We start from the raw sequence: 10,854 nt of genomic DNA, 5'->3' as shown, positions 1-10,854 counted from the left end.
TGCGGCCGGTGCGGCCGGTGCGGCCGGTGCGCCGCTCTCCTCGCGCCGCCGCGCTGGCATCCGCGCCCAGGGCGAGACGGTCGGCGGTGGCATCGCCGCGATCTCCAGGGGCGTGTAGGTGATGGTCAGCTCGTGCTCGTCGCCCGACACCCCCCCGGCCGGCACCCTCCCGGCCGGCATCCCCGACCAGGGCGCTCCCGGGATGGGCGCACCGCCTTGCGGACCTGACGCCTGCGGCATCGCCTGGAACGGGATGGGCGCCGCCGCGGCCTTCTCGGGCGCGACGTCCAGCGTGACGTCCATCGCCGTCTCCGCCGGCATGGCCAGGCGCCCCGGGGTCACGCGGAGCGCCGCGTCCCCGTTCTCCTCGGCGTCGACGATGCGCGCCGCCTCGCGCAGCGCGCCGCCCGTGGACAGGAGCACCGTGCGCTCGATCGCGCGCCACGCCGCCGCGTCCTTCCCGGCCGCAGGCGCCGGCTCCTCGGGCCACGCGATGGGCCTGTCGCGCGTGCCCACCCCGACCAGGATGCGCAGCTTCGCCAGCGCCTCTTCCCCCACCACCGGGACGACCGCGCGCCACACCACCGAGCAGCGGCCCTGGTCCGCGTCGATCCGCAGGGTGTCGGCGCGGAACACCACCTGTCCGCTACCCGGGTGCCCGTCCACCGAGAGCCGCGCTTCGGCGAACGCTCCTGGCAGGCACGACTGCACGCTCTGCAGCACGGGGTGCATCCCCTCCAGCTCGATCCACTCGTCGCCCACGAGGTACGGCACGCGCTGATCGAGGGGCGCCGCCTGGTAGTAGGTCCAGTCGAACGTCTCCGGCAGCTCGACGATGGGAGCCTCCAGTACCTTGCGATCCAGCGCGCTCACCAGCCGCCGCCGCGCCAGCCACGCCCGCGAGATGGGCCCGAACCCGCCCGTCACGCCAGGCTTCCTGGGCACCTCGATGTTCGGTGGCCTCGCCGCCTGCCCCTGCGGGTTGCTCCCCACCCCGAGCGGGTTGTCGGCCCACCCGATCCCGCCGAACGCCCGCTCGTACACGAGCGGCATCGACTGGAACGGCGCCGGCTCTCCGGAGGTCCGGTCACCGTGCACGAACAGCGTCTTGTCGAGCAGCGCCTGCTCCCGGTAGACCGAGAGCCGCACGACCTGCCGCCCCACCGAGCGCCCCTCCGGTGCGTGCGCATGCCCGGTGAGCACCACGTCCGCGCGCGGCAGGAACGGCGCCAGATCGCTCGTCGCCAGGACGCTGCGTACCGGACTGCCCCCGTGGTGGACCTCGGCCGTGACGATCGGCTCGGGCTCCGTGAGCTCCATCTCGCCGTCCGGCACCAGGTCGAACGTCGCCTTGACCACCACGGTGACCGCGAGCTGGCCGCTCATGCGCCACAGCACGGTGGCAGCCGCGACCTGTCCTACGGGCACCACCTCCACGGAGCGCGAGGTCTCTCCGGCCATGAGCCGCGGACGATACCACGGTGTTCCCGGCCACTCCTAGCGGGCCGGCCCCTCGCGCCATGCCGGCGTGACTTCGTCCGATCGGCTGAATTTTACGCGTCGGCGTTCTCCGAACCGGCCGCATCGCTCATGGTACGGTCAGCCCCCAGCAGAACACTCCTCCGGCAGGGAACGCCTTCGATGCGTCGGACAGACTCCTCCGAGAAACTCGTCCAGCTTGGTGAGAGCTGGGACCTCGAGGCGAAGAAAGCTGCTGGTCGCGACGGCAAGGGCGAGTTGCCCTCTGCTGCACTGAAGAAGTGGTGAGGCGGATGCTCGCCGAGCAGGTCGAGGAAGACCGAGACTCGCGGATTCTTCCCCCCTACGGCCTGTCCGATCTCGACGTCGGTACTGTCGGTCGCTACCGAAATCACTTCAAGAGTCTCCGGCCTGATCACCTATGGAATGCGGAAGGAGATCAGGAGTTTCTCCGGCTCATCGGCGGCTGGCGCCGTGACCGGCAGTCCAAGCAGGAAGGGCTCACAGATGCGGGACTGCTGATGTTCGGCAAGCTCGCCGAGATCAAGGAGAACTTCCCCTACTACATGGTCGATTATCAGGAGCGACCCGAAGCAAAGACGGAGCTCCGCACGGAGTCGACACCTTCGCGCAGCTTTCGGAGGTGCAGAAGCTCGCGCTCGTGACCATCGCGCTGGAGGGACAGGTGACGCACTCCCGTGTGCGCAGCATGAGCGACGTCCACTCGCGTGACATCACGGTGGCTCTCGGGGCTCTCGTTCAGCGTGGGTTGCTGGAGAGCGCAGGCAGGCACAAGGGGACGAAGTACTTCTTTCCTGGTGAGCCGCCACCACCGCCCTCCGCGCTCATCTTCGAAGCAGAACTGAAGGGAGAGGTGCCTGCGGACCTGAGCCGGTTGCTCGCGAACAGCCAGGCACGATGGAGAGGCTCCGAAGATAGCGAAGCCAGCTCCGAACATCGCGGGGCCAGCTCCGAACATCGCGGGGCCAGCTCCGACGGCAGGTCCCCGGGAAACCCCTCTTCTCCGGCTGAACGAGCCAGGCTCATGCAGCTTGCGGAGGGAGTCCGTACGCAAAAGCGGGTCGGACGGTTCAAGGTGGAAGCTGTGCTCCTCGACCTGTGCCGGGGCCGATTTCTGACACTGGCGGAGCTCTCGACCTTCACGGGTCGAAATCCAGATGCACTACGGATGCAGTACCTCACCAGCATGGTAGCTGCTGGAAAGCTTCGGCTGCTCCATCCTGAAAGCCCGACACACCCTTCTCAGGCATACACCACGGTGCAGTGACATCGAGCACGCAGCTCCAAGAGCCTGCTGTGTGCGAGGTGCTGTGCAGAATCCAGAGCGAGGGCCTCGCGCCGGATCGCCTGCCCTGGATCAGGGCGCTGCGAGGAACTCCAAGATGACTGCAGCGGCAGCGTCGGGCGCCTCGATCGGGAAGAAATGCCCCGCATCGGGCAGCAGCGCGACCCGGCAGTCCGGGATGGCCTGCGCCAGCAGCGTGGCGTTGCCGGGAGGCACCACCCGGTCGTGCGCGCCGGAGAGGGCCAGGGTCCGGGCCTTCACGTTGCCGAGGTGGCGCTCGAAGCTCGCCTCCTCCGCGAACAGCGCGAGCCCGATCGCGAGCTGCGCCCGGTACGCGGCGGGATCCACGGGCGACGTCACCAGGCGATCCAGCCACGCGGCGAGCAGCTCCGGGTGCGCCTCCGCGAAGCCGTTCATGCAGCTCATCGCGATGCCCCGCCGCAGCCGCTCCTCCGGGCCGAGGCCCACGGCGGTGAGCACCTCCATCGCCTCCGGCAAGATCGGCACGTGGCGCGGCCCGCCGAAGTGTGTGGCGCCGAGGATCAGGCGGTCGACGAGATCCGGGCGCGCGAGGGTGAGCGCCTGGGCTACGAAGCCGCCCATGGAGTGGCCCATCACGTGCGCCCGCTGCAGACCGAGCGCCTCGATGACGCTGGCCGTGTCGCGCGCGAGCAGGTCGGCCGAGTATGGCCCGGGTGGCCGCTCCGAGCCGCCCATCCCCCGGTTGTCGAAGGCGATCACCCGGTGGTGGCGCGCGAGGAGCGGCACCATCCGGTGCCAGGCCCAGCGGTCGTAGCCGATCCCGGCGATGAGCACGAGCGGCGCGCCCTCGCCGTGCTCCTCGACTTCCAGGAGGACTCCATCGTGGACGCGCACGCGCACGCGCCCGCGCACGCGCCCGCGCACCTCGGTGGCCATGGCGCCGAGCATGCCCGAAGGGGTGAGGCGATGGCCAGGGCTCGGTGCGGTGGTCAGGTTTCGATACGGAGGGGCGCCCGGAAGCGCGTCGAGCACGCGCCTCCGTCGGGGCATCGGGCACGTTTCTTCCAAGAACGATGGACATGCGTTTCCAGGACCGAGCCGATGCAGGACGCCAGCTCGCGGCGCGGCTGGCCCACCTGCGGCCCCAGAACCCCCTCGTCGTCGCGCTTCCGCGCGGCGGAGTCCCGGTCGGCTGCGAGATCGCGCGTGCACTCGGCGCTCCGCTCGACGTGCTGATCGCGCGCAAGATCGGCGCACCTGGGCATGCCGAGCTGGGGATCGGCGCCGTCGCTCAGGGCGGCGCTTTCTACCTCAATGCCGAGACCGTCGCGATGCTCGGCGTGACCCGCGAGTACATCGAGGGCGTCGCGCGGTCGGAGTTCGCCGAGATCGACCGACGCCTCAAGGCTTACCGCGGTGACCGGCCGCCGCTCGACGTGTATGGCCGCGTGGTGATCCTCGTCGACGATGGGCTCGCCACCGGGGCGACGACGCGGGCGGCGATCCGCTCGCTGCGCAAGCAGGTGCCGAAGTCCCTGGTGCTCGCGGTGCCAGTCTGCGCGGCGGACACGGCCGCAGACGTCCGCCGCGAGGTCGACGACGTGGTGTGCACAATGATCCCGGCGAGCTTCCAGGCGGTGGGCCTCTGGTACCGCGACTTCACGCAGACGAGCGATGAGGAGGTCGTCGACCTGCTCACGCAGATGGGGCGCAGTCAGCGCGGGGACGTCGAGGTGCAGCGGCGACCGGAGGTTCCCGAGACGTACCCGTCAAGGATGTAGGCACGCCGGCTGGGCACCCAGACAGGCTCACAGGAACACGTTGCGGTACTTCGCGGCGAGCGCCTGGGCCTTTGCCTTCTGCGCTTCCCTGGCGGCCTCGTCGAAGTCGGGGGGCGTCGCCGTCCGTCCCGTGACGGGGATGCCGACCTCCAGGAAGAACTCCTCCTGCCCGGCCGGAGAGCACATGCACAGCATGCGCGCTGGCCTGTCCGAGGTGTTGCGGAAGCAGTGCGGCGCGTTGGCAGGGATGTTGACGGTCTCGCCGGCCCGCGCGGGCCCCTTGGCGCCGCGGAAGGTCAGCTCGATCTCTCCTTCGAGGAGGGTGAACATCTCCTCGAAATCGTGGCGGTGGAGCGGCGGGCCAGCGCCGGGCGGGACGTGCATGTCGATCAGGCAGTAGCGCCCCGCCGTGTCCTTGCCCCGCACGAGGATGGTGTAAGTGCCGCCTGCCACGAAGACGCGGGGCAGCGATGGATCGGCGTCCGGCTGCGCGTGGGTGAGGTGGCGCTGCGGGTCGTCGGGGGGGATGTCGGCGGATCTGTGACCACACGAGGTGTGTTCGCTGTTGCTCATCGTGCTCCTCTTCCTAGCCGATTCGCTAGCCGATCCGCCGCGCGCCACCTAGACCCAGGCCGACTGCCGCACGCCTCGCAGCGCGGTGCCTGCCGCCAGGCCGCCGGCCGTGTACCAGGCGACGGTCATGGCCTTGGTGGCCGTGGAGGCGCGGCTCGGCCAGCGGCCGAGGTGCATCTTCGGCGGGAGCACCACGGCGCCAAGGCCCGCGAGGAGGCCGAGGGCGAGGCCGCGCCCTGGGGCGTGCCGCGCATAACGGCCCGCGCCGAGGCCCGCCAGCGCGAAGTAGAGGGAGTTCGAGACCAGGTCTCCCGCGAGCGCCACCCGCTGCAGCGTGTCCCCGCGGGGCGGGGTGATGCCCACGTGCTTCAGCGTCTTCGTGATGGCGCGGCGCCCCAGCACGTCCATGCGGGGGGCATTCGGGGTCAGCGCGCGCGCGATCTGGTGCACGGCCGTCAGCACCGCCGCGCCCACGAGGCCACTGCCGAGCGCGCTCAGGATCTGCATCTGTCTCGTCGTCACGGACACACCTCCAGGAAGATCCAATGGCAAAGGCCATGCCCTGCCGGCAGACTGCCTCGGGCGCACACCCGGGCGCCGGGGAAAGCCCGGGAGAGGCTCCGTGCGCGTGCGCGCGGTCCGGTGGACAGGCTCAGGGGATGAGCACGATGCGCCCGACGACGGAGCGCTCGGCGAGCAGGCGGTGCGCGGCTTCGGCCTGATCCAGGGGGAGAGTGCGGTCGATGACGGGCATGAGATCGCCGGCCTCGACCATCGCCTGCGAACTGGCCGGGGACGGGATCGGGGACGTCCTCGGGCCGGAGGGCCTCGGGGCCGCCGGTGGCGTGGAGGACGACGGTGCGCATCAGGTGCTCTCGGGGGCTGGTTTGAGGCCCGCGCTGGTGCGGAGAAGGCGGCGGCGCACGCCGCGGTCGAGGGCGATCTCGATGAGGCGCTGGACGAGTTCGCGCGGGGGGATGCCGCTCGCCTCCCAGAGCTTGGGGTACATGGAGATCGCGGTGAAGCCGGGGAGGGTGTTGATCTCGTTGACGTGGAGGCGGCGGTCCTCGCCCATCAGGAAGTCGACGCGGGCGAGGCCGGAGGCTTCCAGGGTGCGGAAGACACGCAGCGAGAGGTTCTGGACGGTGCTCACCTCGGCGGGGTCGAGGTCGGCGGGGATCTTGATGGAGGCGCCCCGCTCGTCGATGTACTTCGCGGCGTAGGAGTAGAAGCCGTCGGCGTGGTCGATCACGATCTCGCCGGGGATGGAGGCGATGGGCTCGTCGTCGCCGAGGACGGCGCACTCGATCTCGCGCGCCCCCGGGACGCCCTGCTCGCACACCACCTTGAGGTCGAACTCGAAGGCGTGCTCGATGGCCTCCTCGATCTCGAAGGGCGCGGTGACCCTGCGGATGCCCACGGAGGAGCCGAGGTTCGCGGGCTTGACGAAGATGGGCGCGCTCCGGCTCGGGGTGCCTCCCTCGGCGAGGGCGGCGACGCGGTCGATCCAGCCGGCGCGGTCACGCTCCCAGGTGGATCTACGCAGGGTGAAGTGGGGGAGCACGGGCAGCTCGGCCTCGCGGAGGAGGCGCTTCATCACGTCCTTGTCCATGCCGACCGCGGAGCCGAGGACGCCGGATCCGACATAGGGGACGCCCGTGAGCTCGAGGAGCCCCTGCACGCTGCCGTCCTCGCCGAGGGGTCCGTGCAGCACGGGGAAGACGACGTCGATGCCCGAGGCCTGCGCGCCGCCCGCGCTGCCCGCGCTGTCAGCGGGCGTGGAGCTACCCGAGAGGGGCGTGAGCATGGCCGCGCCCTCGGCGCCGGGCCGGGTGGCGAGGGTGACCTCCGGCATGGCGGCGTTGAGGCGCGCGAGGCGCGGGTCACGCGCGGCGCCGAGGAGGAGGGCCTCTTCCTGGAGGAGCCAGCGCCCTTCCTTGTCGATGCCCACGAGCACCGGCTCGTAGCGGTCACGGTCGAGCGCCTCGACCACGAAGCGCGCCGACAGCAGCGAGATCTCGTGCTCTGCCGACCTGCCGCCAAAGAGCACGGCCACCCGGAGCTTGCGCGGACTTCCCAGCATGCCGCGGAAGGTAGCGCGTCGAGCCAGGGCGAGGCGAGGAAGCCGCGCGGATGGCGCGCGGCGAAGTTAAAACGGCGCCCGGCCTGGGCGGCGCTGGCGCGCGTGGGACGGGGGTGACGTTCTGGGCGAAGGAGGGAGCGTCAGTTGTCGATGACGCGGAAGGCGGAGCGGGCCTTCTGGATGGGGACGCGGGCGATGAAGCCGTCGGCGAGCTCCACGTCGATGCTGGCGATGTGGCCCTGGCGGTGCTGGAGCTTGATGACGCTCACCTTGGAGCCTTTGGCAATCTCCGCCTGAGAGACGGTCACGCTGTCGACGGCCTGGAGGCGGGCGCCGACCGCGAAGCCGGAGGCGTCTTCGGTGTGCGCGGCTTCGCGGGTGTCAGCCGCCGCGAGAGGGCTGCCGAGGGAGATGGCGGTGGCCAGTCCGAGGGCGAGTCCGAGGCTCCTGGTCGCGGTGGTGAACTGCATGGGACACCAAGGATACGCAGCCAGGTGCGGTTGTCACGCCTCGCGTTCGGTGGCGGAGACCCATCCGTTGAGGGCTTTCTCGACGAAGAGAAGACGATCCTGGCCCCAGAAGAGAAGTCCGTTGACGATGAACGTAGGGGCTCCACAGATGCCTGCCTGGACGGCTTCTTCGGTGGCGTCGCGCAGCTTTGTCTTGATCTGGTCGTCGGTGGTCGCGGAGAGGAGCGGCGCTGGATCGAAGCCGGCGGAGGTGGCGATGTCGGCGAGGGTTTTGTCGTCGGAGATGTCGCGGTCCTCGGCCCAGTAGGCGCGGAAGAGGGGATGGGCGAGGCGAGGGCGCTCGGCGTCGGGCAGGGAGATGAGCATGCGCAGCGGCTTGATGCTGAGCATGGGGAAGCGCGTGGGGAAGCGGAACGGGACGCCGATGTGATCGGCCCAGCGGTGGAGGTCGGCGTAGTAGTAGCGCTGCTTGGGGGCGCTGGCGGCGAAGAGGGGGACCTCGGGGGTGCCGATGCGCTTGAAGAGGGCGCCGAGGAAGAAGGGGCGGTAGCTGACGGTGGCGTCGTGGCGCGCGGCGAGGGCGTCGATCTGGGCGGCGCCGAGATAGGCGAAGGGGCTGGAGACATCGAACCAGAAGTCGACATGCTTCACGAGATCACCTCGGAGGAAGAAGGATGGGCGGTGCGCATGTCGGGGGGGATCCAGCCGGTGAGGGCGCGCTCGACGAAGTCGAGGCGGTCCTGGCCCCAGAAGAGGGCGCCAGGGATGTCGGGCGTGGTGACGAGGAAGGCGGGGGCGCCGAAGACGCCGAGGGCGAGGGCTTCGTCGGTGCGGCGGCGGAGATCGTCCTTGAGGGCGGGGTCGTCGGCGCGCGCGAGGAGGGCTGCGCCGTCGAGGCCCGCGCTGTCGAGGGCATGGCGGACGACGTCGGGGCTGGAGATGTCGAGGGCCTCGGCCCAGTAGGCGCGGAAGAGGGCGCGGCTCGCGCGGGGGAGGTCGTCGCCGGAGGCGAGCGCCGCGCGCAAGGCGAGGACGGTGCGGTTGGGATGGGTAGGGGGCATGCGCAAGGGGACGCCCCAGTGGTCGGCCCAGCGGTGCATGTCGAGGCCGTTCAGGCGGGCCTTGGACGAGGGCATGCCCGCGGCAGGGAACGAGGGGACATCGAGGGCCTTGAAGACGCCGCCAAGGAGGAAGGGGCTCCACGCGAGGTCCGCGCCGGTGCGGGCAGCGAGAGCCTCGATCTGGGTGTGGGCGAGGTAGGCGTAGGGGCAGGAGAAGTCATAGAAGAAGTCGACGCGCTTCACGCGAGGGAGCGTACCACGGAGGCGGGGGGAGCCTGGGATGGGTGGGCGCGGGCATGGGCGTCGAGGCTCGTGAGGAGGGTGAAGATCGTGCGCGGTGTGCCCAAGCGCGCGGGAGGAGTGGTGTCGGAGAGAGGCAAGGAGGCAGGGAATGAGCGCGAAGGTGTTCGTGATGGGCGTGGCGGGTCTGGTGGCCGTGGCGATGGCGGCGCCGGCGTACGCGCAGGAGACGGGGGGCAAGAAGAAGAAGGACGACAGCTACGGGTACGTCTTCACGGACGACGTGATGACGGCGGAGGGGCTGGGTTCGCACACCGCACAGATCTCGGTGCGGGCAGTGGGGCGGCGTGAGCAGTTGCTGCGCCCGCGGGTCCACTTCATCCCGGAGATGCTGAAGTCGGTCGAGAACATGTAGCCACGAGGAATGGCGCGACTCGTGCTTCCTCCTCCGGATCCAAAGGGGCTGCGTTACGCCTCGGGACGGTATGGAGGAAGGCGATGGCACGCGTGATCGATGAAGTGGCGGCGAGCGCGGCACGGGCATGGACGTGGTCGGCAGTGCTGAAGGGGGGGTTCACAGGGCTCGCAGTGTTCGTGGTGCTGCGTTACCTGGGGGCGGCCATCGGGGCCTCGACCGGGGACGGGGTGCTGGCGGAAGGGTTCGCGGCATGGAACGTGGCGGCGCAGGTGCTGGCGCTGTTCGTGGCCGGGATGGTGACTGGTTTCGTGCACGGGTCACTCCGGCCGCTGGATGGGGCCCTGGCGGGAACGTTCACCTGGGCCGTGGTGATCGTGATGATGACGGGGCTGCTCGGGTCGCCAGGGCTACAGGTGGCCGAGCCGGCGCTGTGGGGGGCGCTGGCGGGCGCGGTGTTCAGCCTGAGCGCCGCGATCGCGGGGGGAATCCTGGGAGTGCAACGGGCACGGCGCGCGCCACTGGCGCAGTTCCCGTTGCCCGGTGTGTCGTCGCCCGGGAACTGGCCGGGGAGCAGGAAGTTCTGAGATGCACGTCCCACGCGTGAGGCGGGCCCGCGCAGAGCGCTCAGGGTGAGCGCACGCGTCCCGCGCCCTGGCGCCCGGTGGCCGCCATGGGGAGCGGGGCGGGCAGAGAGATGCCGCGCGCGGCGAGGATCTCGGGGGCGTGGGGGATGGTGAGGATGAGGGCGCGGGCGTAAAGGTAGGCCTTCTCGGCTTCGGGGAGGTCGCCTTCGCGCGTCGAGGTGGCGTGCTGGAGGAGGATGGCGGCGGCGACGCTGACGTTGAGGCTCTCGGCGAAGCCGCGCATGGGGATGGCGACGGAGCGGGTGGCGGCGGCGTTGAGTTCGGGGTGGATGCCGTCGCGTTCGTTGCCGAGGATGAGGGCGAAGCGGGGGATGTGGCGGAGGTCCGCGGGCTGGAGCTCGCCGTTCGGGTGGGTGGCGATCAGCTCGTGGCCCGTGGCGCGGAGGGCGGCGAGGGCCTCGGCGGTGGTGCGGTAGGTGTGGACGTCGACCCAGCGCTCGGAGCCCCGGGCGACGTTGGTGGAGGCGAGGAAGGTCTCGCTGCGCTCGACGATGTGCATGCGCTGCAGGCCGAAGGCGTCGCAGGTGCGCACCACGGCGGCGCCGTTCTGGGGGTCGTAGCAGGCGTCCATGAGGACGGTGATGGCGTCGAGGCGGGCAGCGAAGACGCCGCGGAAGCGGGCGATGCGCTCCGGGGTGGCGAAGGGTTCGAGCACCTCGGCAACCGCACGAGCGTCGAGGTCGCGCAGGAGGTCGAGGAGCTTCCGCTGCGCCACGGCGACGGGGGAGCAGCACGGGGTCGAGCGTCGCATCGTGGGCCGCGTCTAGCACAGGTCGCCGAGGGAAGGGCGGGGGGAGGACGCGCCGGGAGGCGCATG

Annotated in this window: 15 protein-coding genes; 5 read left to right on the top strand and 10 right to left on the bottom strand. The window is 70.7% G+C overall.

Going from position 1 to position 10,854, the window contains the following annotated elements; all coding sequences use genetic code 11:
• The coding region (locus CAP_RS36725; protein WP_156041475.1) for a DUF2169 family type VI secretion system accessory protein at positions 1-1,461 on the bottom strand (1,461 nt) is incomplete at its 3' end.
• A gap of 180 nt (positions 1,462-1,641) precedes the next feature.
• Between CAP_RS36725 and CAP_RS55370 the strand changes: the two genes are divergently transcribed.
• Together CAP_RS55370 and CAP_RS36720 are read left to right on the top strand one after the other, a co-directional pair.
• Positions 1,642-1,767, top strand: coding sequence for a hypothetical protein (locus CAP_RS55370; RefSeq protein WP_269324957.1), 126 nt, complete (start codon positions 1,642-1,644; stop codon positions 1,765-1,767).
• Positions 1,768-1,772: 5 nt separating this feature from the next.
• Positions 1,773-2,144, top strand: coding sequence for a DUF8451 domain-containing protein (locus CAP_RS36720; RefSeq protein WP_044249582.1), 372 nt, complete (start codon positions 1,773-1,775; stop codon positions 2,142-2,144).
• Positions 2,145-2,857: 713 nt separating this feature from the next.
• On the opposite strand, the gene CAP_RS36715 is transcribed toward CAP_RS36720, so the two are convergent.
• Positions 2,858-3,817: an alpha/beta fold hydrolase gene (locus tag CAP_RS36715; protein ID WP_081865646.1), complete on the bottom strand. Its 960-nt coding sequence runs from the start codon at positions 3,815-3,817 to the stop codon at positions 2,858-2,860.
• Between the two features lie 29 nt (positions 3,818-3,846).
• Here CAP_RS36715 and CAP_RS36710 point away from each other — a divergent pair, with 29 nt between their 5' ends.
• Positions 3,847-4,548 (top strand): phosphoribosyltransferase, encoded by a 702-nt coding sequence (locus CAP_RS36710; RefSeq protein ID WP_231511914.1) that lies wholly within the window; start codon positions 3,847-3,849, stop codon positions 4,546-4,548.
• 27 nt (positions 4,549-4,575) lie between these two features.
• Here the strand turns inward: CAP_RS36710 and CAP_RS36705 are convergent, their stop codons facing one another.
• The 7 genes from CAP_RS36705 to CAP_RS36680 form a co-directional block, all read right to left on the bottom strand.
• Positions 4,576-5,121 carry a cupin domain-containing protein gene (locus CAP_RS36705; RefSeq protein WP_044249578.1) on the bottom strand — a complete coding sequence of 182 codons (546 nt, stop codon included), beginning with the start codon at positions 5,119-5,121 and terminating at the stop codon, positions 4,576-4,578.
• A gap of 48 nt (positions 5,122-5,169) precedes the next feature.
• Positions 5,170-5,643, bottom strand: coding sequence for a hypothetical protein (locus tag CAP_RS36700; RefSeq protein WP_197041511.1), 474 nt, complete (start codon positions 5,641-5,643; stop codon positions 5,170-5,172).
• A 130-nt stretch (positions 5,644-5,773) separates the two neighbouring features.
• The gene (locus CAP_RS49230) at positions 5,774-5,896 is read right to left on the bottom strand and encodes a zinc-binding dehydrogenase (protein ID WP_081865645.1); all 123 of its coding nucleotides are present in this window, start codon (positions 5,894-5,896) and stop codon (positions 5,774-5,776) included.
• A gap of 90 nt (positions 5,897-5,986) precedes the next feature.
• A complete protein-coding gene (locus tag CAP_RS36695; RefSeq protein ID WP_044249618.1) occupies positions 5,987-7,201 on the bottom strand; it encodes a D-alanine--D-alanine ligase family protein in 1,215 nt (404 codons plus the stop codon).
• 143 nt (positions 7,202-7,344) lie between these two features.
• A complete protein-coding gene (locus tag CAP_RS36690; protein WP_044249574.1) occupies positions 7,345-7,674 on the bottom strand; it encodes a hypothetical protein in 330 nt (109 codons plus the stop codon).
• Between the two features lie 33 nt (positions 7,675-7,707).
• Positions 7,708-8,325, bottom strand: a complete 618-nt coding sequence (locus tag CAP_RS36685; RefSeq protein ID WP_044249573.1) for a 2-hydroxychromene-2-carboxylate isomerase — start codon at positions 8,323-8,325, stop codon at positions 7,708-7,710.
• Entirely contained in the window at positions 8,322-8,978 is a 657-nt protein-coding gene (locus tag CAP_RS36680) for a 2-hydroxychromene-2-carboxylate isomerase (protein WP_044249571.1), read from the bottom strand. Before CAP_RS36680 ends, CAP_RS36685 begins: the two co-directional genes overlap by 4 nt.
• A gap of 148 nt (positions 8,979-9,126) precedes the next feature.
• Here CAP_RS36680 and CAP_RS36675 point away from each other — a divergent pair, with 148 nt between their 5' ends.
• Entirely contained in the window at positions 9,127-9,390 is a 264-nt protein-coding gene (locus CAP_RS36675) for a hypothetical protein (RefSeq protein ID WP_052376635.1), read from the top strand.
• An 83-nt stretch (positions 9,391-9,473) separates the two neighbouring features.
• Complete coding sequence (locus CAP_RS36670; RefSeq protein WP_044249569.1) at positions 9,474-9,977, top strand: hypothetical protein; 504 nt, start codon at positions 9,474-9,476, stop codon at positions 9,975-9,977.
• Positions 9,978-10,017: 40 nt separating this feature from the next.
• Here CAP_RS36670 and CAP_RS36665 read toward each other — a convergent pair whose 3' ends face one another.
• Entirely contained in the window at positions 10,018-10,788 is a 771-nt protein-coding gene (locus CAP_RS36665; protein WP_081865642.1) for a TrmH family RNA methyltransferase, read from the bottom strand.
• Positions 10,789-10,854 lie beyond the last annotated feature (66 nt).

Origin of the sequence: Chondromyces apiculatus DSM 436, from assembly GCF_000601485.1 — a bacterium.
GTDB classification, from domain to species: Bacteria; Myxococcota_A; Polyangia; order Polyangiales; family Polyangiaceae; genus Chondromyces; species Chondromyces apiculatus.
Note: the sequence above shows the minus strand (reverse complement) of the source record. Positions and strands in the feature narration are given on the sequence as shown.

What these genes read in the sequence shown, in the direction of transcription:
- CAP_RS36690 (WP_044249574.1), bottom strand. Translation starts at nt 7,674, where the DNA reads ATGCAGTTCACCACCGCGACCAGGAGCCTCGGACTCGCCCTCGGACTG.
- CAP_RS55370 (WP_269324957.1), top strand. Translation starts at nt 1,642, where the DNA reads ATGCGTCGGACAGACTCCTCCGAGAAACTCGTCCAGCTTGGTGAGAGC.
- CAP_RS36715 (WP_081865646.1), bottom strand. Translation starts at nt 3,817, where the DNA reads ATGCCCCGACGGAGGCGCGTGCTCGACGCGCTTCCGGGCGCCCCTCCG.
- CAP_RS36665 (WP_081865642.1), bottom strand. Translation starts at nt 10,788, where the DNA reads ATGCGACGCTCGACCCCGTGCTGCTCCCCCGTCGCCGTGGCGCAGCGG.
- CAP_RS36670 (WP_044249569.1), top strand. Translation starts at nt 9,474, where the DNA reads ATGGCACGCGTGATCGATGAAGTGGCGGCGAGCGCGGCACGGGCATGG.
- CAP_RS36675 (WP_052376635.1), top strand. Translation starts at nt 9,127, where the DNA reads ATGAGCGCGAAGGTGTTCGTGATGGGCGTGGCGGGTCTGGTGGCCGTG.
- CAP_RS36705 (WP_044249578.1), bottom strand. Translation starts at nt 5,121, where the DNA reads ATGAGCAACAGCGAACACACCTCGTGTGGTCACAGATCCGCCGACATC.
- CAP_RS49230 (WP_081865645.1), bottom strand. Translation starts at nt 5,896, where the DNA reads ATGGTCGAGGCCGGCGATCTCATGCCCGTCATCGACCGCACTCTCCCC.
- CAP_RS36720 (WP_044249582.1), top strand. Translation starts at nt 1,773, where the DNA reads ATGCTCGCCGAGCAGGTCGAGGAAGACCGAGACTCGCGGATTCTTCCC.
- CAP_RS36710 (WP_231511914.1), top strand. Translation starts at nt 3,847, where the DNA reads ATGCGTTTCCAGGACCGAGCCGATGCAGGACGCCAGCTCGCGGCGCGG.